Origin of the sequence: Azospirillum sp. HJ39, assembly GCF_041507355.1 — a bacterium.
Classification (GTDB): Bacteria; Pseudomonadota; Alphaproteobacteria; order Azospirillales; family Azospirillaceae; genus Azospirillum; species Azospirillum thiophilum.
Map to the genome: position 1 here is coordinate 268,040 of NZ_CP167910.1, position 19,461 is coordinate 287,500.

At 71.8% G+C, this 19,461-nt stretch carries 15 protein-coding genes (1 of these 15 running past the window's edge); 8 read left to right on the forward strand and 7 right to left on the reverse strand.

Translation table 11 applies throughout. The annotated features are described in order from the left end of the window. Window positions 1-2: 2 nt before the first annotated feature. Genes nirD through cobA form a run of 3 tightly spaced genes read left to right on the forward strand, consistent with a single transcriptional unit; the run spans window position 3 to window position 3,976 of the window. Complete coding sequence (nirD, locus tag ABMY26_RS11850; RefSeq protein ID WP_372396469.1) at window positions 3-410, forward strand: nitrite reductase small subunit NirD; 408 nt, start codon at window positions 3-5, stop codon at window positions 408-410. Window positions 411-426: 16 nt separating this feature from the next. Beyond that, on the forward strand, window positions 427-3,096 hold the full coding sequence (locus tag ABMY26_RS11855) for a molybdopterin-dependent oxidoreductase (protein WP_372396470.1): 2,670 nt from the start codon (window positions 427-429) through the stop codon (window positions 3,094-3,096). Window positions 3,097-3,103: 7 nt separating this feature from the next. Continuing rightward, window positions 3,104-3,976, forward strand: coding sequence for a uroporphyrinogen-III C-methyltransferase (gene cobA / locus ABMY26_RS11860; RefSeq protein ID WP_372396471.1), 873 nt, complete (start codon window positions 3,104-3,106; stop codon window positions 3,974-3,976). On the opposite strand, the gene ABMY26_RS11865 is transcribed toward cobA, so the two are convergent. Then, complete coding sequence (locus tag ABMY26_RS11865) at window positions 3,872-4,660, reverse strand: NlpC/P60 family protein (protein WP_372396472.1); 789 nt, start codon at window positions 4,658-4,660, stop codon at window positions 3,872-3,874. The two genes, cobA and ABMY26_RS11865, sit on opposite strands and share 105 nt — an antisense overlap. 234 nt (window positions 4,661-4,894) lie before the next feature. Between ABMY26_RS11865 and ABMY26_RS11870 the strand changes: the two genes are divergently transcribed. Continuing rightward, window positions 4,895-5,968 (forward strand): saccharopine dehydrogenase NADP-binding domain-containing protein, encoded by a 1,074-nt coding sequence (locus tag ABMY26_RS11870; RefSeq protein ID WP_372396473.1) that lies wholly within the window; start codon window positions 4,895-4,897, stop codon window positions 5,966-5,968. Here the strand turns inward: ABMY26_RS11870 and ABMY26_RS11875 are convergent. Next, the gene (locus ABMY26_RS11875) at window positions 5,956-8,697 is read right to left on the reverse strand and encodes an HAD-IC family P-type ATPase (protein WP_372396474.1); all 2,742 of its coding nucleotides are present in this window, start codon (window positions 8,695-8,697) and stop codon (window positions 5,956-5,958) included. The two genes, ABMY26_RS11870 and ABMY26_RS11875, sit on opposite strands and share 13 nt — an antisense overlap. Before the next feature lie 172 nt (window positions 8,698-8,869). Here ABMY26_RS11875 and ABMY26_RS11880 point away from each other — a divergent pair, with 172 nt between their 5' ends. The 3 genes from ABMY26_RS11880 to ABMY26_RS11890 all read left to right on the forward strand — a co-directional run bounded on the left by ABMY26_RS11880 (window position 8,870) and on the right by ABMY26_RS11890 (window position 16,151). Beyond that, entirely contained in the window at window positions 8,870-9,673 is an 804-nt protein-coding gene (locus tag ABMY26_RS11880) for a universal stress protein (protein ID WP_372396475.1), read from the forward strand. A gap of 31 nt (window positions 9,674-9,704) precedes the next feature. Continuing rightward, complete coding sequence (locus ABMY26_RS11885; protein WP_372396476.1) at window positions 9,705-11,585, forward strand: PHA/PHB synthase family protein; 1,881 nt, start codon at window positions 9,705-9,707, stop codon at window positions 11,583-11,585. 138 nt (window positions 11,586-11,723) lie between these two features. Beyond that, window positions 11,724-16,151: a response regulator gene (locus ABMY26_RS11890; RefSeq protein WP_372396477.1), complete on the forward strand. Its 4,428-nt coding sequence runs from the start codon at window positions 11,724-11,726 to the stop codon at window positions 16,149-16,151. Between the two features lie 25 nt (window positions 16,152-16,176). Here the strand turns inward: ABMY26_RS11890 and ABMY26_RS11895 are convergent, their stop codons facing one another. From ABMY26_RS11895 to ABMY26_RS11915, 5 genes are all read right to left on the reverse strand, one after another. Beyond that, window positions 16,177-16,590 carry a hypothetical protein gene (locus ABMY26_RS11895; RefSeq protein ID WP_372396478.1) on the reverse strand — a complete coding sequence of 138 codons (414 nt, stop codon included), beginning with the start codon at window positions 16,588-16,590 and terminating at the stop codon, window positions 16,177-16,179. Window positions 16,591-16,614: 24 nt separating this feature from the next. Beyond that, on the reverse strand, window positions 16,615-16,992 hold the full coding sequence (locus tag ABMY26_RS11900) for a cytochrome c (RefSeq protein WP_372396479.1): 378 nt from the start codon (window positions 16,990-16,992) through the stop codon (window positions 16,615-16,617). Continuing rightward, on the reverse strand, window positions 16,989-17,348 hold the full coding sequence (locus ABMY26_RS11905) for a c-type cytochrome (RefSeq protein ID WP_372396480.1): 360 nt from the start codon (window positions 17,346-17,348) through the stop codon (window positions 16,989-16,991). The genes ABMY26_RS11900 and ABMY26_RS11905 overlap by 4 nt, the downstream gene beginning before the upstream one ends. A 49-nt stretch (window positions 17,349-17,397) precedes the next feature. Beyond that, window positions 17,398-17,718 carry a hypothetical protein gene (locus tag ABMY26_RS11910; protein ID WP_372396481.1) on the reverse strand — a complete coding sequence of 107 codons (321 nt, stop codon included), beginning with the start codon at window positions 17,716-17,718 and terminating at the stop codon, window positions 17,398-17,400. A 107-nt stretch (window positions 17,719-17,825) separates the two neighbouring features. Beyond that, a complete protein-coding gene (locus ABMY26_RS11915; protein WP_372396482.1) occupies window positions 17,826-18,683 on the reverse strand; it encodes a Crp/Fnr family transcriptional regulator in 858 nt (285 codons plus the stop codon). Between the two features lie 533 nt (window positions 18,684-19,216). On the opposite strand from ABMY26_RS11915, the gene ABMY26_RS11920 reads away from it, so the two are divergent. Further along, window positions 19,217-19,461, forward strand: partial view of an LLM class flavin-dependent oxidoreductase gene (locus ABMY26_RS11920; protein WP_372396483.1) — the start only. Its footprint extends 778 nt past the window's final position; only the first 245 of its 1,023 coding nucleotides appear in the window; the start codon lies at window positions 19,217-19,219; the stop codon falls past the right edge of the window.

The window sequence follows — 19,461 nt, forward strand, 5'->3', positions numbered from 1 at the left end:
TCATGGACAGCATCATCATGGAAACCGCCGCTCCCGGAACCGCCATCTCGGAGATCGCTTGGACCCATGTCGGCAGCATCGACGACATCCCCGTGCTGGGCTCGCGCGTCGTCCGCACGGCGCAGGGCGACATCGCCCTGTTCCGCACGGCGGCCGACGAGATCTTCGCGCTGGAGGATTCCTGCCCGCACAAGAACGGGCCGCTGTCCCAGGGCATCGTCCATGGCCGCCGCGTCACCTGCCCGCTGCACAGCTGGGTGATCGAGCTGGCGACCGGCGAGGCCGTCGCCCCCGACGAGGGCCGCACCGGCCATGTCCCGGTCAAGGTCGTGGGGCGCGGCGTCTCGCTGGCGCTCGGCGAGGCGAAGCTGTCGCGCGGCGGCTGCCGCAAGGCCTGCGGCCATGTTTGACGGGCCGGAGCATGGAATGGAGCGGGCCTCCGGCCGTGACCGGGAGGTGAGGACCACCTGTCCCTATTGCGGGGTCGGGTGCGGGGTTGTCGCCACCGTCGCGGCGGATGGCGCCGTCAGCGTGCGCGGCGACGCCGACCATCCGGCCAACCGGGGCCGGCTCTGCTCCAAGGGATCGGCGCTGGCCGAGACGCTGGTGCCGGACGGGCGCCTGCTGCATCCGGAGATCGACGGGCAGCGGGTCGGTTGGGACGCGGCGCTGGACGCGGTGGCCCGGCGCTTTTCCGACACCATCGCCACGCATGGGCCGGAGTCGGTGGCCTTCTACGTCTCGGGCCAGCTGCTGACCGAGGATTACTATGCCGCCAACAAGCTGATGAAGGGCTTCATCGGCTCGGCGAACATCGACACCAACTCGCGCCTGTGCATGGCCTCGTCGGTGGTCGGGCACAAGCGGGGCTTGGGCGCCGACGCGGTGCCGGGGACTTACGAGGATTTCGAGTGCGCCGATCTGGTGGTGCTGGTCGGCTCCAACCTCGCATGGTGCCATCCGGTCCTGAACCAGCGGCTGCTGGCGGCGCGGGCGGAGCGCGGCACGCGGATCGTCGTCGTCGATCCAAGGCGGACCGACTGCGTCGACGCCGCCGACCGCCATCTGGCGCTGAAGGCGGGGACCGATGCGGTGCTGTTCAACGGGCTGCTGGTCTATTTGGATGATCATGGCCATCGCGATGCCGGCTTCGTCGCCGCCCATGCCGACGGGGCGGAGGAGGCGCTGGCCGCCGCCCGCGCCGATGCGCCGGACGTGGCGACGGTCGCCCGCCGCTGCGGGGTGACGGAGGCCGAGGTCGCCGCCTTCTATGCCGAGTTCGCCGCGACCGGCCGGGTCGTCACCGTCTATTCCCAGGGCGTCAACCAGTCGTCGCAGGGCAGCGACACCGTCAACGCCATCCTGAACGTCCATTTTTTGACAGGGCGCATCGGCCGTCCCGGCTGCGGCCCCTTCTCCGTCACCGGGCAGCCGAACGCCATGGGCGGACGCGAGGTCGGCGGGCTCGCCAACCAGCTCGCCGCCCATATGGGGTTCACGGCTGAGGAGGTCGAGCGGGTCGGACGTTTCTGGAAAGCGCCGTGCATTGCCGACAGGCCGGGGTTGAAGGCCGTCGATCTGTTCCGCGCCATCGAGGACGGGACGGTCAAGGCGGTGTGGATCATGGCGACCAACCCGGCGGTCAGCATGCCCGACGCCGGCCGAATCCGCCGGGCGCTGGAGCGTTGCGACACGGTGGTGGTCTCCGACTGCATCCGCGACACCGACACCGGCCGCCTCGCCCATATCCGCCTGCCGGCGATGGGCTGGAGCGAGAAGGACGGCACCGTCACCAACTCCGACCGGACGATCTCGCGCCAGCGCGCCTTCCGCGACGGGGCGGGGGAGGCGCGGGCCGACTGGTGGATCGTCACCCAGGTTGCCCGCCGCATGGGCTTCGCCGGCGCCTTTCCGTACGAGAGCGCCGCCGACCTGTTCCGCGAGCATGCCGCCCTGTCGGCCTTCGAGAATGACGGGGCGCGGGCCTTCGACATCGGCGCGCTCACCGGGCTGGACGATGCCGGCTATGAGGCGCTGGCGCCCTTCCCCTGGCCCTGGCGCGCCGGGGAGGAGCCGAAGATGCGCCTGTTCGGCGACGGCCGTTTCTTCACTGCTGGCGGCCGCGCCCGGATGCTGCCGATCACAGCGAAGCCGATGCCGCGCAGCCTGCCGGACGGGGCGCTGCTGCTCAACACGGGCCGGCTGCGCGACCAGTGGCACACCATGACCCGCACCGGCCTGTCGCCGCGCCTGTCGGCCCATGTGCCGGAACCGCGGCTGGACATCCACCCGGCCGACGCCGCGGCGCGCGGGCTGGCCGCTGGCGGGCTTGCCCGCATCGTCACCGGGACGGGCGAGGCGCTGGCCCGTGTCCGCCTCACCGATGCCCAGGGCGAAGGCACGATGTTCCTGCCGATGCACTGGACCGACCGCTTCACCGGCGCCTGCGTCGTCGGTCGGCTGATCGACGACGAGGCGGTCGACCCGCTCTCCGGCCAGCCCGATTTGAAGCGGATGCCGGCGGCCGTCCAGCCCTGGCGTCCCGACTGGACCGCCTTCCTGCTGACCCGGCACCCGCTGGAGCCGGGCCATGGCGGTTATTGGGCGCGGCGCGCGGTGGCCGGCGGCCATCTGGTCGAGATGGCGGGCATCGGCGCGATTCCGGAGATCGGCGGCTGGCTGCCGGGGCTCGACCCCGCCGGGGCGGCGGTGGAGTATCGCGACGGCGCCCGGGGCAGTCTGCGGATGGCGTGGCTGGAGGGCGACCGGCTGGAGGCCTGCCTGTTCGTCGCCGCCGACGGGCGGCTGCCGCCGCGCGGCTGGCTCGCCGGGCTGCTGGAGGCGGGCGGGCTGGACGACGGTGCCCGCAGCGGTCTGCTCGCCGGCCGGGCGCCGGGCGCGCAGGCCGACGAGGGGCGGATCGTCTGCGCCTGCTTCAGCGTCGGCATCAACCGGCTGATGGGCGCGATCCGCGACGGCCGGCTGACCAGCGTGGCGGAGATCGGCGCCGCGCTGAAGGCCGGCACCAATTGCGGATCCTGCGTCCCCGAACTCAAGGAGGTGCTTCGTCATGCCCATCGGCACGAAGTGGCGTGAAGCTGTGATGCTCCCTCTCCCCCCCCGGGGAGAGGGGGAAAACGGCGGGGGAGGGTCAGGGTGGGGGCAGCACGGATCCGGCACCGTCACCCTCGTCGGCGCCGGGCCCGGCGATCCCGACCTGCTGACCGTCGCGGCGGTCAAGGCGCTGGCCGCCGCCGAGGTGGTGCTCTACGACGCGCTGGTCGGTGACGGCATCCTCGACCTCGCCCACCCCAAGGCCGAGCGGATCTGCGTCGGCAAGCGGTCCGGCCGGCATTCGCTGCCGCAGGGCGAGATCAATGCGCTGATCGCCTTCCATGCCCGGCGCGGCAAGCGCGTTGTCCGGCTGAAGGGCGGCGACCCGATGGTGTTCGGCCGGGCCGGCGAGGAGATCGGGCATCTCGACAGCCTCGGCATCCCGGTGCGGGTGGTGCCGGGCATCACCGCGGCACTGGGCTGCGCGGCGTCGGCCGGGCTGTCGCTGACACGGCGTGGGGTGTCGCGCGCCGTCACCTTCGTCACCGCCCATGGCCGTGACGGCGAGCGGTTCGAGCCGGATTGGGCGCGGCTGGCCGATCCGCAGGGCACGCTGGCGATCTATATGGGGCGCGAGCAGGCCCGCGCGGTCGGGCAGGGGCTGACCGGGGCCGGGCTGCCCGCCGCCACGCCGGTGCTGGCGGTCGAGAACGGTTGCCGGCCCGACGAGCGGCGCTACTGGAGCACGTTGGGCGAGATGGCGGAGCAGGGCGTGGCCGCCGGCAAGGGGCCGACCCTGCTGCTGGTGGGGGAGGCGCTACGCCCTCGTCAGGTCGGGACGGCGGACGCCCTGGCCGGGACGGCGGACACCGTTGATCTCGGCGCGTTTGGCGACCTCGGCCAGCGGTTCGGCCACGACTGACATGGTGAAGACGGTGGCGTGCAGCAGGGTCGCCCCGTCCAGCATCAGCCCGACATGGCCGGGGAAGAAGACGATGTCGCCGCGTTCATAGGCGACGTCCCGGCCGTCATCGGAGACCCAGGCGCCCAGACGGTCGTCCTTGCGCTGCATGCCGCTGCTGTGGTGGGAGACGATGCCCGCCGCCGCCATCGCGGTCAGCACCAGCCCGGAACAGTCGATGCCGAAGCTGCTGCGCCCGCCCCAGACATAGGGCGTCTCCAGGAAACGCAGCGCGGTGGCGACGTGGTCGGGCGCCGGGGCCGCCTCGACCGGCTCCAGCCAGCCGGCGAACAGCCACAGCCCGTCGCCGACCCCGACCCAGCCGTTTTCCGCCATGCCGTCCAGCGTCACCAGCGATCCGAAGCTGAGCGTCGCCACCGGCGGCGCCCGGTGGGTCGGCGCCGGGTGCAGGTCGGCGCGCAGCGCCCGCACGCGGTGGGTCGGGGCCACCGGCGCGGCATGGCGGGTGCCGGGCGGCAGCCAGCCGACATGACCGTCGAAGCCGTTCTCGGCGTGCAGCCAGCCGTCACGCTCCTCCAGGATGCGGAAGCGCTCGCCGCGGATCATCTCGCTGGTCTGGGGAACGCCGTCGCGCGGCTCCTCCAGCAGGACGGCGTGCGGGGCGGTCAGTTGGCGGTCAGTCATGGCGGTCGGTCGCGGTTGGGGAAAACCGGCTCGGACCATAGCTTTCGCCCCGCCGGCTTGCGAGGGATAAAGCGGGTCCGTCATTTCAACGGACATCCCGTCGTTTCGCCGGAAAACTCCGGCCCAACCGGCGCATTGGGCGGTTCTGCCCGGCGGCCCGGGCCGACATGTTTCGTGTGCGAGCGAAACTCGCCAACGCATGAACGGCCGAACACGGGAACGGGAGAGATGGCGATGATGAAGGTACTGGTTCTGGGCGCCGGCAAGATCGGCTCGATGATCGGCACGCTGCTGGCGGAAACCGGCGATTTCGCCGTCACCATCGGCGACCGCGACGAGGCGTTGCTGCAGCGCGCCGAACGGGCCGGGCTGCGGGTGATGCGGGTCGACGTGGAGGATCCGCAGTCGCTGCGCGCCGCCATGCAGGGCCAGCGCGCGGTGCTGAGCGCCTGCCCCTTCACCCTGACCCCGGTCATCGCAACCGCCGCGGTGGCGGCCGGCGCGCATTACCTCGACCTGACCGAGGATGTCGCCGCGACCCGCAAGGTGAAGGCGCTGGCCGAAACCGCCGATACGGCGCTGATCCCGCAATGCGGGCTGGCGCCGGGCTTCATCTCCATCGTCGGCCACGACCTCGCCCGCCGTTTCGACGAGCTGCACAACCTGCACCTGCGCGTCGGCGCCCTGCCGCAATATCCGACCAACGCCCTGAAATACAATCTGACCTGGAGCACCGACGGGCTGATCAACGAATACTGCAACCCGTGCGAGGCCATCGTCGACGGCCGCCCGCGCGAGGTCATGCCGCTGGAGGGCGACGAGCGCTTCGCGCTGGACGGCGTCGATTACGAGGCGTTCAACACCTCGGGCGGGCTGGGCTCGCTGTGCGAGACGCTGGCCGGCAAGGTGCGCAACCTCGATTACAAGACGGTTCGCTATCCCGGCCATCGCGACATCGTCCGCCTGCTGATCCGCGACCTGCGGCTCGGCGAGCGGCGCCACCTGCTGAAGGACGTGCTGGAAACCGCGGTGCCGCTGACGCTGCAGGACGTGGTGCTGGTGGTGGCGACCGCCACCGGCATGCAGGACGGCGAGCTGCGGCAGGAGACCTTCGCCACCAAGATCTACAGCAAGCCCATCGCCGGCCGGACCTGGAGCGCCATCCAGGTCACCACCGCCGCCGGCATCTGCGCCGTGCTCGACCTGCTGCGCGAGGGCTCGATCCCGCAGGCCGGCTTCGTCCGGCAGGAGCAGGTGCCGCTGGACGCCTTCCTCGCCAACCGCTTCGGGCGGCATTACCGGGGCTGAGGCTCGGTCAGGCGCTTTTCCAGCTCGACCAGCAGGAACAGGGCGGCGCCCGCCGCGATCATCGCCGCCCAGTCGGCGGCGCCGACGGCGGCGGTGCCGAACAGGGACTGGAGCGGCGGGGCGTAGGTGAAGGCCAGCTGCAGCAGCGCCATCAGCGCGATGGACAGCCAGACCGGGCGGCTGCCGGCAATGGCGGACAGCAAGCCGGCCCCGCCCTGGCCCCCGGCCCCGCCATGCAGGCCGCGGGCGTTCAGCAGGAAGAAGATCTCGCCGACCACCAGGGCGTTGACCGCCATGGTCCGCGCCGTCTCGATGCCGTCGCCCTGGAGCCGGTGGAAATAGAAGAAGCCGAAGCTGCACGCCACCAGCAGCACCAGCGCCAGCAGCATCCGCCGCAGCATCCGGCCGGTCAGGATCGGCTCGTGGCGCGGGCGGGGCGGGCGGGCCATCACCCCCGGTTCCGGCGCCTCGAAGGCCAGCGCCAGCCCCAGCGTCACCGCGGTCACCATGTTGACCCACAGGATCTGCACCGGGGTGATCGGCAGGATGGTGCCGGACAGCACCGCCGCCAGGATGACCGCCGCCTGGGCGCCGTTGGTCGGCAGCATGAACAGGATGGTCTTGCGCAGATTGTCGTAGACGGTGCGGCCCTCCTCCACCGCATGGACGATGGAGGCGAAATTGTCGTCGGCCAGCACCATCGCCGCCGCCTCCTTCGCCGCCTCGGTGCCGTCGCGGCCCATGGCGACGCCGACGTCGGCGCGCTTCAGCGCCGGGGCGTCGTTGACGCCGTCGCCGGTCATGGCGATGGTGCGGCCGTCCGCCTGGAGCGCGGCGATCAGGCGCAGCTTGTGCTCCGGCGTGGTGCGGGCGAAGACGCTGTTGGTGCGGGCCGCGGCGGCGAAGCCGTCATCGTCGAGCCGGTCCAGCTCCGGCCCGCTGGTGACGCCGTCGCCCAGCCCGAAAATCCGGCCGATGGCGGCGGCGGTGGCGGCATGGTCGCCGGTGATCATCTTCACCGTGATGCCGGCGTCGCGGCAGGCGGCGACGGCGCGCAGCGCCTCCTCCCGCGGCGGGTCGATCAGGCCGCACAGGCCGAGCAGCTCCAGCCCCTCCTCGCGCAGGTCGTCCAGGTTCAGTTCGGACAGGTCGATCGGGGTGCGGCGCATCGCCAGCGCCAGCACCCGCTGGCCCCGGCCGGCCAGTTCGGCGGTGAGCGCGGTCCAGCGCCCGCGGTCCAGCGGGGCGCTGCCGCCGGCCCGGCGCTCGCGCTCGCAGAGATCAAGCACCCGCTCGGGAGCGCCCTTCACCAGCAGGAGGCCATGGCCGGCATGGTCGTGGTGCAGGGTGGCCATGAACTGGCGCTCGGATTCGAAGGGGATGGCGTCGCGGCGCGGGCAGCGCCCGAGCTCGACCGCCGGGTCGAGCCCGGCCTTCATCGCCAGCGCCAGCAGGGCGCCGTCGGTGGGGTCGCCGGTCATCCGCCATGTGCCGTCGGCGTCGCGGTGCAGGCCGGCGTCGTTGCACAGCAGGGCGGCGCGCGCCAGCGCGGCCAGCACCGGCTCCTGCGCCGGGTCGACGAGGCGGTTTCCGTCGCTGAACTCGCCTTCCGGGGCGTAGCCGCTGCCGCCGACCGTATAGCCGCCGTCGGCGGTGACGACGCTCTGCGCCACCAGCTCGTTGCGGGTCAGGGTGCCGGTCTTGTCGGTGCAGATGGTGCCGACCGAGCCCAGCGTCTCCACCGCCGGCAAATGGCGGATGATGGCGTTGCGCCGGGCCATCCGGGTCACGCCGACCGCCAGCGTGATGGTCATCACCGCCGGCAGCCCTTCCGGGATCGCCGCCACCGCCAGCCCGACCGCGGCCAGCAGCATGTCCTGCCACGGCTCGCCATGCACCAGCCGGCCGAAGGCGAAGGTCAGCGCCGCCAGCGCCAGGATGCCGCCGGTCAGCCAGCGCCCGAAGCGCGCCATCTGCACCAGCAGCGGCGTCGCCACCTGGGCGACGGAGGCCAGCAGATGGCCGATTCGCCCGATCTCCGTCGCGTCGCCGGTCGCCACCACGATGCCGGTGCCCTGGCCCTGGGCGACGATGGTCCCGGCATAGGCCATGCCGGCGCGGTCGCCGAGCGCCGCATCGGCGGCGACCGCCGCCGTCGCCTTGGCGGCGGGCACGGATTCGCCGGTCAAGGCCGCTTCCTGCACCAGCAGGCCCTTGGCGCGGACGAGCCGCAGGTCGGCCGGCACCCGGTCGCCCGACGCCAGGAAGACGCGGTCGCCCGGCACCAGCGCCTCGGCCTCCAGCGTCACTGCATGGCCGTCGCGCAGCACCACCGCGTGGGGCGACAGCATGTTGCGGATCGCCTCCATCGCCTGTTCGGCCTTGCCCTCCTGGAGGTAGCCGATCAGCGCGTTGACCAGCACGACGCCGAAGATCACCCCGGCATCGGTCCAGTGCCGCAGCGCCAGCGCCACCGCGCCCGACGCCAGCAGGACATAGATCAGCAGATTGTGGAACTGGGACAGGAAGCGCAGCCAGGCCGGCCGCCGCCGGGGCGGGGTCAGGCGGTTGGGGCCGAAGCGGCCGAGCCGGGCCGCCGCCTCCGCCCCGTCCAGCCCCCCGGCCGGGCTGCCGAGCCGGCCGGCGACCGCGTCCGCGTCCAGCGCGTGCCATGCGGCGGTATCGGCTGGAGGCGCTTCCGATGGGCCGGTGTCTGCCAGCGGTGCCATGGTTCTGTCTCCCCGGTTGCCGATGCCCATTACAACAGCGGCCGGGCGGGTGCGTCTTTAATCTGGCTCAATTCTTAACCGACGTTAAGGCCGCCCCGCCGCCCGGCCGCCAGGATGGCGGTACGGACCGGCGGACGACCCCGGCCGGAACGGTGGATGGGAGGACGCGGTCATGGATATCCGCAAGATGCTGGTGCTGACCGGCGACGATCCCGCCTCCTGCCCGGTGCTGTCGGTGGCGCTCGCGCTCGGCCGCCTGCTCGGGGCCGGGGTGACGGCGCTGCACAGTTCGGTCTGGCGCGAGCCCTCCTGGGTCGCGGATGCGGCAACCCGGCCGCCACGGGCGGGGCCGGCGGCGGAGGCGCTGGACGCGGCCTTCCAGGAGCGTTGCGCCGCCGCCGGCATCGCCGGCACCTGGCTGGAGGACCGCGGCGACCCGGTCGAACGGCTGGCCGCCCACAGCCTCTATGCCGACCTCGTGGTGGCGGAGCGCGGCAACCCGGCGGTCATCGACGGCACCCTGACGGCGCCGGAGGCGGGACGGCTTGCCCTGACGGTCGCCCCGTCGCTGCTGATCGTCCCGCCCGGCTACGGCCGCGAGTTTGCGCCCGGCCGGGTGCTGGTGGCGTGGAACCGGCGGCGCGAGGCGGCGCGGGCGATCCGCGGCGCGCTGCCGCTGCTGTGCCGGGCGCGGCAGCCGGTGCTGCTGTCGGTCTACCCGCCCGGATGGGACGACCGGCCGGACCAGCGCATCGCCGACCATCTCGCCGCGCATGGCGTGCAGGCCGACGTCCGCATCAACTTCGCCGCCGAGTTCGAGGCGCCCGGCGCCATCCTGGCCCAGGCGCATGCGCTGGACGCCGACCTGATCGTCATGGGCGCCTACGGCCATTCCCGCTCGTTCGAAACGGTGCTGGGCGGCGTCACCCGCCACATGCTGGAGAATGCCGACCTGCCGGTCTGGACCTGCCACTGACGCGCACATCCTCATTCCAAGGAGAAGAGCCATGGCGATGGCCGAGCTCGAAACCGTCCCGCCTGCCACCCTTGCCGCAACTCAGCCTGCCGCACTTCCGCCGGCCCGTCCGCCGTCCGAACCGGCAGGGCATGGCGCAGGCGAGCTGCGCAGCCCGGCCTACGGCTTCCCCTACCTGCCCTTCAGCGGCGAGATCCTCGACCGGCTGGTCCATGCCTGGCAGGGCCGCTTCACCCTGTCGGTGTCGCCGGCGGCGGTGGCGCTGGCCTTCGCCGACTGGGCGATGCATCTGGGCAACGCGCCGGGCAAGCAGGCGATGCTGGCCGACAAGGCGATGCGCAAGCTGGTGCGGCTGGCGGTCTATGCCGGTGCGGCGGCCATCGACCGCGACACCCCGCCCTGCATCGAGCCGCTGCCGGGCGACCGCCGCTTCTCCCATCCGGACTGGCGGCTGTTCCCCTATGCGCTCCATGCCCAGTCCTTCCTGCTGGCGCAGCAGTGGCTGCACAATGCCACCACCGGCGTCCCCGGCCTGTCGCAGGCGGATGCCCGCATCGTGCCCTTCGTCGCCCGCCAGATCCTGGACGTCTTCGCCCCGTCCAACACCCCCTTCACCAACCCGGAGATCCTGCGTGCCGCCATCGCCACCGGCGGGATGAACTTCGCCCAGGGCGTGGCGAACTGGGCAGAGGACGTGCTGCGGCTGGCGACCGGGCGGCGGGCCGTCGGGGTGGACAGGTTCCAGGTCGGCCGCGACGTGGCGGTGACGCCGGGCAGCGTCGTCTTCCGCAACGAGCTGATGGAGCTGATCCAGTACGCCCCCGCCACCCCGTCGGTCCATGCCGAGCCGGTGCTGATCGTGCCGGCCTGGATCATGAAATATTACATCCTGGACCTGTCGCCGGAGAATTCGCTGGTCCGCCATCTGGTCGCGCGCGGCTTCACCGTCTTCATGATCTCCTGGCGCAATCCGGGACCGGAGATGCGGGACACCTGCTTCGACGATTACCGGCGGCTGGGGGTGATGGCGGCGCTCGACGCCATCGGGGCGATCTGTGGAACCGGAGGAGCGCCGCCGCCGGTGCATGCCTGCGGCTATTGCCTGGGCGGCACGCTGCTGGCGATCGCGGCGGCGGCGATGGCGCGCGATGGCGACGCGCGGCTGAAGACGGTGACGCTGCTGGCCGCCCAGACCGACTTCACGGAAGCCGGCGAGCTGATGCTGTACATCAACGAAAGCCAGGTCGCCTATCTGGAGGACGTCATGTGGCAGTCCGGGTATCTCGACACCGGGCAGATGTCGGGCGCCTTCCAGATGCTGCGGTCGAACGACCTGATCTGGTCGCAGGCGGTTCGGCAGTACCTGCACGGCGAGCGGCCGGAGATCACCGACCTGATGGCGTGGAACGCCGACGGCACGCGGCTGCCCTTCCGGATGCATTCCGAATACATGCGCCGGCTGCTGCTGGGCAACGAGCTGTCGGAAGGGCGCTACCGGGTGGAGGGGCGGCCGGTGGCGCTGTCCGACATCCGGGCGCCGGTCTTCGCCGTCGGCACGCTGCGCGACCATGTGGCGCCCTGGCGCTCGGTCTACAAGATCAACCTGCAGATCGATACGGAGAGCGTGTTCCTGCTGACCGACGGCGGCCACAATGCCGGCATCGTCGCCGGCCCCGACCGTCCCGACCGCCGCTACCGCATGGGCGCGCGCGGGCCGGACGACCGTTACGTCGACCCCGACCTGTGGCTGGAGTCCACGCCCGCCCGCAGCGGCTCGTGGTGGCCGGCCTGGACCGGCTGGCTGGAAAGCCGGTCGGAGACGGGGCGGGTGGAGGCGCGCGCCGTCGGCGCGGCGGAGCGCGGCTACCCGCCGCTGTGCCCGGCACCGGGGCGGTATGTGCTGGAGGGATGAGCGTTTGGGGTGGAGGGCCGCGGTCTGTCTGCGCCATTGGGCGATTGGGGTATGGCAAATCTCCGGCTTGCGCCGTCCGGGGCGGTCCATACACTCCGCACGACTATGAATTCTGGTCGAGCGGGGGCGGCGCGGCGAGTGGATCCCATCACGGAAGAACAGGGTGACGGTGTGGCCGGCAACGGTCCGGCCGCCGGGGCGGTGATCGAGGTGCCGGCCGAGGTGCCGGCCGAGGTGCCGGACGGCAGCGGCCCGGGTTTTCTCGCCGGCGGGGGAGAACTCGGCGCATTGATGCGCGGCCATGACTGGGCCGCGACGCCGCTCGGCCCGCCCGACGGCTGGCCGCAGAGCCTGAAGACCGCGGTGCGGATCATGCTGACGTCCCGGCAGCCGATCTGGATCGGCTGGGGACGGGAGCTGACCTATCTCTACAACGATCCCTACAAGTCGATCATCGGCGGCAAGCATCCCCGGGCGCTCGGCCAGCCGACCTCCGCGGTCTGGAGCGAGATCTGGGCCGACATCGATCCGCTGCTGACGACGGCGATGACGGGGGTGGAGGGAACCTACGTCGAAGACCAGCTCCTCATCATGGAGCGCAACGGCTATCCGGAGGAAACCTATTACACCTTCTCCTACAGTCCCATTCCCGACGACGACGGCAGCCCGGGGGGGATCATCTGCGCCAACACCGACGTCACGGAACGGATCATCGGCGAACGCCAGCTCGCCCTGCTGCGCGAGCTTGCCGCGCGCACCTCGCGCGCCCAGACCTGGCAGGAGGTCTGCGGCCGCAGCGCCGAGGCGCTGGCGACCGACCCGAAGGACGTGGCGTTCGCCCTGATCTATCTGGCGGAACCGGGCAGCGCCGAGTTCGCCCTGGCCGCCGCCACCGGCATCGCCGCCGGACATCCCGCCGCCCCGGAGATGCTGGCGGCGGAGGCCCTGGCGGCGGATGCGCCGGCACGGCCGCCGGTATGGCCGCTGGTCGATCCGGCCGGCGGACCCGTGCATATCCCCGACCTGCGCGCCCTGGCCGCAGGCCCCCTGCCGGACAGCGTGTGGAACCGCCCGGCGACGCAGGCGGTCGTGCTGCCGCTGCCGGCCAGCGGCGAAACCGGCCGGTCGGGCCTGCTGGTCGTCGGGCTCAACCCGTACCGCCTGTTCGACGACGGGTATCGCCGCTTCCTGGGTCTGGTCGCCGGGCAGGTCGCCGCCGCCATCGCCAATGCCGAGAGCTATGAGGCGGAGCGCCGCCGGGCCGAGGCGCTGGCCGAGATCGACCGCGCCAAGACCGCCTTCTTCTCCAACGCCAGCCACGAGTTCCGCACGCCGCTGACCCTGATGCTGGGGCCGCTGGAGGAGATGCTGCACGGGCCGGCCCCGCAGGCCGGCCGCTCCGTCACCGTTTCCCGCGACGAGCTGGAGATGGTCCAGCGCAATGGCCAGCGGCTGCTGCGGCTGGTCAATGCGCTGCTCGACTTCTCGCGGATCGAGGCGGGACGGATGCGCGCCAGCTTCGTCCCCGTCGACCTTGCCGCCTTCACCGCCGATCTGGCGAGCAGCTTCCGCTCGGCGATGGACAAGGCCGGGCTCGCCTACCGGATCGACTGTCCGGCCCTGCCCGAACCGGTCTGGATCGATCGCGACCTGTGGGAGAAGATCGTTCTCAACCTGATCTCCAACGCCTTCAAATACACCCTGCGGGGCGAGGTCGCGGTGACGCTGGAGGCGGTCCGGGGAGCTGCCGTGCTGAAGGTCCGCGACACCGGGACCGGCATCCCCGAGGCCGAGCTGGACCGCGTGTTCGACCGCTTCCACCGGATCGACGGGCAGGTCGGGCGCACCCATGAGGGAACCGGGATCGGGCTGGCGCTGGTCAAGGACCTGACCGCGGTCCATGGCGGCGCCGTCCGGGTCGAGAGCCGCGTCGGCGAAGGGACGGTCTTCACGGTCTCCCTGCCGTTCGGCAGGGCGCATCTGGCGGCGGCCGATACCGATGGCGGGACGGCGCAGGCGCCCACCGCCACCCGCGCCGAAATCTTCGTCTCCGAGGCGATGCGCTGGCTGCCCGAAGCGGCTGCGGCGGCGCCCGCCGGCCTGCCGGCTGCGGCGGCTGCGGATACGGCGGCTGTGGCAGCGGCATCCGACCGGTCGCAGGGCGAGACCATCGTGCTCGCCGACGACAATGCCGACATGCGCGGCTATGTCGAACGGCTGCTGGCCGGGGCCGGCTACCGGGTGGTGGCGGTCGGGGACGGGCGGTCCGCCGTGGCCGCCGTCCGCGCCGTCCGTCCCGATCTCGTGCTGTCCGACGTGATGATGCCCCATCTCGACGGGTTCGGCGTGATCGACGCCCTGCGCCGCGACCCCGACACCCGCGACCTGCCGATCATCCTTCTGTCGGCGCGTGCCGGCGAGGAGTCGGCCATCGACGGGTTGCAGGCCGGGGCTGACGATTACGTGGCCAAGCCCTTCAGCGCCCGCGAACTGATCGCGCGGGTGGAGGGGACGCTGCGCCTGGCCAGGCTGCGCCGGGAAACCAGCGCCATGCTGCGCGCGGCGAACGAGGAGCTGGAGCGGCGGGTGGCCGAGCGGACGCGCGAGCTCAACCAGGTCTGGCGCAATTCCCGCGACCTGCTGGCCGTGGTGGGGACCGACGGCCTGTACCGGGCGGTCAATCCGGCCTGGACCGAGATCCTCGGCTATCGGCCGGAGGAGATGGTCGGGTGCAGCTTCCGGCACTTCGTCTGGCCCGAGGATCTGGAATGGACCCAGGGCGGGCACGAGGATGCGGTCACGCGCAACCTGACCAACTTCGAGAACCGTTTCCGGCACAGGGACGGCACGCCGCGCTGGATTTCCTGGCACAGCTCGGTGGAAGGCGACCTGGTCTATGCCTACGGCCGCCACGTCACGGCGGAGAAGGAGCAGGCGGACGCGTTGCGCCAGACCGAGGAACAGCTGCGCCGGGCCCAGAAGATGGAGGCGGTCGGGCAGCTGACCGGCGGCGTCGCCCACGATTTCAACAATCTTCTCCAGGTGATCGGCGGCAACCTGCAACTGCTCGCCAACGAGGTGGGCGGCAACCCGCGGGCGGCGGACCGGGTGCGCAACGCGCTGAGCGGCGTGTCGCGCGGCGCCAAGCTCGCCTCGTCCCTGCTGGCCTTCGCACGGCGCCAGCCGCTGGAGCCGCGGGTGGTCAACCTGGGCCGGCTGATCCGCGGCCTCGACGACATGCTGCGCCGGGCGCTGGGCGAGGAGATCAGGATCGAGGTGATCAGCGGCGGCGGGCTGTGGAACACGGTCGTCGATCCGACACAGGTCGAGAACGCCGTGCTCAACCTCGCCATCAACGCCCGCGACGCGATGAACGGCCACGGACAGCTGACGATCGAGGCCGGCAATGCCGAGCTGGACGAGGCCTATGCCGCCCGGCACAGCGACGTGCAGGCCGGCCAGTACGTGATGCTGGCGGTGACCGACACCGGCAGCGGCATGCCGCCCGAGGTGCAGGAGCGGGCGTTCGACCCCTTCTTCACCACCAAGCCGGAGGGGCACGGCACCGGCCTCGGGCTCAGCATGGTCTATGGATTCGTCAAGCAGTCGGGCGGGCATATCAAGATCTACAGCGAGATGGGGCACGGAACGACGATCCGCCTCTATCTGCCGCGCACGCAGGATGCCGAGGACCTGCCGGTCGCGGTGGACAGCGCGCCGGTCGGCGGCGGCAGCGAGACCGTGCTGGTGGTGGAGGACGACGAGGAGGTCCGCCAGACGGTGGTGGCCTTGCTGGCCGACCTCGACTACCGCGTGCTGCAGGCGCGCGACGCGCAGAGCGCGCTGGCCATCCTGGAGAGCGGCGTTCCGATCGACCTGCTGTTCACCGACGTGGTGATGCCCGGACCGCTGCGCAGCCCGGAGCTGGCGCGCAAGGCGCAGGAGCGCCTGCCCAACCTGGCGGTGCTGTTCACCTCCGGCTACACCCAGAACGCGATCGTCCATGGCGGCCGGCTGGACCCCGGCGTTGAGCTGCTGAGCAAGCCCTATACCCGCGAAGTCCTCGCCCGCAAGATCCGGCAGGTGCTGAACGGCCGCAAGCCGGAGCGGGCGGAGCCGGCGGTTTCCGCCCGCGCCGCGCCGGCCGATGCATCGGGCAAGGCGTCCATCGGAAGCCTGACGGTCCTCCTGGTCGAGGACGATGCCCTGATCCGCATGTCGGTCGCCGAGATTCTGGCCGATCTGGGCCATCGGGCGCTGGAGGCCGAAGGGGTGGAGGACGCGCTGCGCATCGTCGGTGCGGGGGAGGGCTTCGACCTGCTGTTCACCGACCTGACCCTGCCCGACGGGCGCGGGGAGGAGCTGGCGGCGGTGCTGAGCCGGCGCATGCCGGGTCTTCCGGTGGTGTTCGCGTCCGGCCGGATGGCGCTGAACGATGCGGAGATCGCGGCGTTCGGCGGGAAGGCCGTGCACCTGCAGAAGCCCTATGACCTGCCGGCCCTGGAACGGGCGATCCTCGCGGCGACGGCACCAGCGAGGGCAGGGGGGGCGGTGACAGGGCGGTGACAGGGCGCGGCGGTGACGGCCCGGCCTACCGGTCGCGCAGCAAGGCCGCCAGCCTCGCCGCGCGCGCCGCGTCCGGCAGGGCGAGCAGGTTGCGGGTCTCTTCGCGCACCAGCAGGGCGCAGGCGGCCGGCAGGAGCGCGCGTTTCAGCGCATGCAGGGCCGGCAGAGGAGCCACCAGCATCAGGGAGCCGAACAGGCCGAGGGCCGCCGCCTCGTTGAGGATGCCGGCCATGTCCGGCACCGGATCCCCGCCGCAGCCGCCCCCGCCGCAGCCGCACGGCAGCGGTTCGATGGCACCCGGCATGGCGGCACCCGTCATGGTGGCGCCCGTCATGGCGGCCCGGCGGCGGTACAGCCGGGCGCCGGAGCTGTCGGCCAGGACGATCCAGAGGTCGCCGTGTCGGATGTGGCCGTGTCCGATGTGGCCGTGCCTGCGCATCGGGCGCCCTTCCGGTCCGCATCCTCACCGGCCGGCCAGCCGGTTCAGATAGGCGGCCACGTCGTCGATCTCGGCCCGCGTCAGCGAGAGGTCGGGCATCGGCGGGTGGGGGGCGTTCAGCCAGGCCCGGACCCAGCCGGGGCCGCGGCCGGGATCGCGGGCGATGCCGGCCAGTGCCGGGGCGGCGTCGCCGCCGCTCCGGCGGCCTTCCACCATGTGGCAGGAGGCGCACCATTGCTCCGCGATGCGCCGGCCCGCCTCCGCGTCGGCCGCAGCCGCCGGGCCGGCCGCCGCAACCATCGCCGCAACCATCGCCGCGATGGTCGCCGCAAGGATGGCGGCGGCCGGCGGTGGAACGGCCCGAAGGCGCGGCGGCTGCCCTGCCGGCATCCGGGGGCTCATGGTCGGTCCTCCTTCAGGGTCAGGAGGTAGGCGACGATGTCGTCGGTCTCCCCACGGGTCAGCCGGATGTTGGGCATCAGCGGATGGGAGGTGCGCAGGTGGCTGCGCAGCGCCAGTTCGGTCATCGCGGGATCCTGCATCCGCTCGACCAGATCGGGGCCGGCGAGATCGGGACCGGCCGGCTGGCCGGGCGCCGCGACGTGGCAGTCGCCGCACAGCGCCAGCGCCAGCGACCGGCCGTCGACCGCGCTGGCCGATCCGTCCGGCGTGCGCGGCCCGGCAGCCGCCGCGCCCAGGGCGAGGGGCAGGCCGGCAGCCAGCAGGGCCGCCAGCAGGAGGGCCGGCGCCCGTCGCATCGCCGGCCAATCCGGCATCCGGTCCTGCCGGCGCTGGCCATGCCGTCGCTCAGGGCCGCGCATCGCGGGCCTTCCCACCGCCTGCGGCCGCATGCTCCCCGCCCCCATGCTCCCCGCCCCCATGCTCCTTGAGGAAGTGGCAGAGCGTCAGCGTCAGCACGGCGACGCGCTCCCGCTGTCCATGCGCCCGGGCGGCGGCGATGTCGTCCTCGATCATCCGGCGGATTTCGCGCCGGCCGTCCCCGGTGGCGTCCAGGTAGTTGCCCAGTTCGGCGGCGACGATCTCGGGCAGATGCTCATGCTCCGCGATCGCGTCGATCTCCTCACGGGTCAGCCCGCTCAGTCCGATGCAGTCCTCGATGGTGATCATGGCCGTGCCCTCCCTTTCGGGACAGTTTATGCCGGCGGCGGCAGTGGCCATTAACCTGCATCAAGGAGGCGCAGGAGAGGCCGGATCTTCTCCCTATGCGGCTGCCCCTATGCGACGGCCCAGGGGGCGGGCGGCGGTAGCACGTTCACCGGCCGGTCGGGGTCGAGCTGGGCGATCTCCGCCAGCCGGTCCGGGTCGAGCAGGACGAGGCGCCCTTTCTGGAAATCCAGCAGATCCATCCCGCGCATCTGCTTCAGCGTACGGCAGACATGGACGGAGGTCAGGCCGGTCGCGTCGGCGATGTGGATCTGGCTGATCGGCAGATGCACCCCGGCCGCCGGAATGCCGTCCCGGATGTCATGACGGACCCCATGATGGACGACGCTGTCCGGCAGGGCCTCCAGCGCGGTGACGCGGCGGTGCAGGTCGAGCAGAAGGTTGGCCACCCGTCCCAGCGCCGGCTGCTGGCCCACCGCCCCCAGATGGTTCCAGGCCGACAGCACCTCCCGCGTCAGCGTGCCGGCATAGCTCATGGCGAGCTGCGGCGATGCGGTGCAGACGCGGAAGAACAGGGAATGGCGGATCCTGCACAGGGCGACGTCGGTGATCGCCTCGGCGCTGCAGGTCATCCCGGCCGCCTCGCTGCCCTCGAACCCAAGCAGGTCGCCGGGAAGGGCGAAGCGGATGATCTGGCGCTGACCGTTCTCGAACAGCTTGTAGGTGGCGATCCAGCCGCTCTTCAGGATGAAGACGGACTGGACCGGCTCGCCCTGCCGGAACAGCATCGTCCCGGCCCGGCACAGCTGGACGCGCGGCCCGTGGGGGAACAGCCGCTCCAGATCCCGCCGGTCCAGCAGGCGGCACAGGCTGGCCGCGCGCGTCGGGCAGCGGTCGCAGGCTATGGGCGCGCCCGCCGGGACCGCCGGGCACGGAGGCAGGAAGGAGATCGGCGTGGACCCGTCCATGGCGGCCTCCTCCTGTACGGCAGCCCTGTGGAACGATTTGGGGCAGCATCCGGGGCCGGTCTGGCGAAACCGGAAACACTATAGACGATTTAAGTCTTCGGAAAGTCGGAGGTCAATGGACAAAAAGGATTAGGGCATGGAAGAAATCAGCCAATCCTTTGAAGAATCGATCAAATCACCGTGGATCGCTGGTGGCTGCCACTATTTTCATGGGATGCGAAGGACGGCCGGAACAATAGGGAAAATGCTTTCAGTATAGACACTGAAATTTAAGTAGACAAAGAATCCAGGCGGCATTCCGGTCATGGCGCAGCCGGGCTGTGGATTGCCCGCGGGTGGCCGGCATCGGCGTCCCGCCGGTCTGGCGCCCGGCTGCGTTGCCCCCGCATTGCCCCCGCATTGCAAGGCAGCCGCGCGGGCGCCGGCGTGGAAGTCTCCCCATCGCGATCGTATTTTGAAGTCTATCGATCCGGAACCAACCGAATTCCGCCAGTCGGCCGGCATTCTTCGGCCACCATTTTATGGACCGCGCCATGATCCCCTTCTCCGTGCTCGACCTCAGCCCGATCGTCCAGGGGGCGACCGCCGCCGACAGCTTCCGCAACACGCTGGACCTCGCCCGCCATGCCGAGCGCTGGGGCTACAAGCGCTATTGGCTGGCGGAACACCACAACATGCCGGGCATCGCCAGCGCCGCCACCGCGGTGGTGATCGCCCATGTCGCCGCCGGCACCTCGACCATCCGGGTCGGGTCGGGCGGGGTGATGCTGCCCAACCA

Bases quoted from the DNA above. Each gene is read 5' to 3' on its own strand.
- ABMY26_RS11895 (WP_372396478.1), bottom strand. From the start codon at position 16,590: ATGCGCAGGCACGGCCACATCGGACACGGCCACATCCGACACGGCGAC.
- ABMY26_RS11875 (WP_372396474.1), bottom strand. From the start codon at position 8,697: ATGGCACCGCTGGCAGACACCGGCCCATCGGAAGCGCCTCCAGCCGAT.
- ABMY26_RS11900 (WP_372396479.1), bottom strand. From the start codon at position 16,992: ATGAGCCCCCGGATGCCGGCAGGGCAGCCGCCGCGCCTTCGGGCCGTT.
- ABMY26_RS11865 (WP_372396472.1), bottom strand. From the start codon at position 4,660: ATGACTGACCGCCAACTGACCGCCCCGCACGCCGTCCTGCTGGAGGAG.
- cobA (WP_372396471.1), top strand. From the start codon at position 3,104: ATGCTCCCTCTCCCCCCCCGGGGAGAGGGGGAAAACGGCGGGGGAGGG.
- ABMY26_RS11870 (WP_372396473.1), top strand. From the start codon at position 4,895: ATGATGAAGGTACTGGTTCTGGGCGCCGGCAAGATCGGCTCGATGATC.
- ABMY26_RS11915 (WP_372396482.1), bottom strand. From the start codon at position 18,683: ATGGACGGGTCCACGCCGATCTCCTTCCTGCCTCCGTGCCCGGCGGTC.
- ABMY26_RS11855 (WP_372396470.1), top strand. From the start codon at position 427: ATGGAGCGGGCCTCCGGCCGTGACCGGGAGGTGAGGACCACCTGTCCC.
- nirD (WP_372396469.1), top strand. From the start codon at position 3: ATGGACAGCATCATCATGGAAACCGCCGCTCCCGGAACCGCCATCTCG.
- ABMY26_RS11910 (WP_372396481.1), bottom strand. From the start codon at position 17,718: ATGATCACCATCGAGGACTGCATCGGACTGAGCGGGCTGACCCGTGAG.
- ABMY26_RS11885 (WP_372396476.1), top strand. From the start codon at position 9,705: ATGGCGATGGCCGAGCTCGAAACCGTCCCGCCTGCCACCCTTGCCGCA.
- ABMY26_RS11880 (WP_372396475.1), top strand. From the start codon at position 8,870: ATGGATATCCGCAAGATGCTGGTGCTGACCGGCGACGATCCCGCCTCC.
- ABMY26_RS11905 (WP_372396480.1), bottom strand. From the start codon at position 17,348: ATGCGACGGGCGCCGGCCCTCCTGCTGGCGGCCCTGCTGGCTGCCGGC.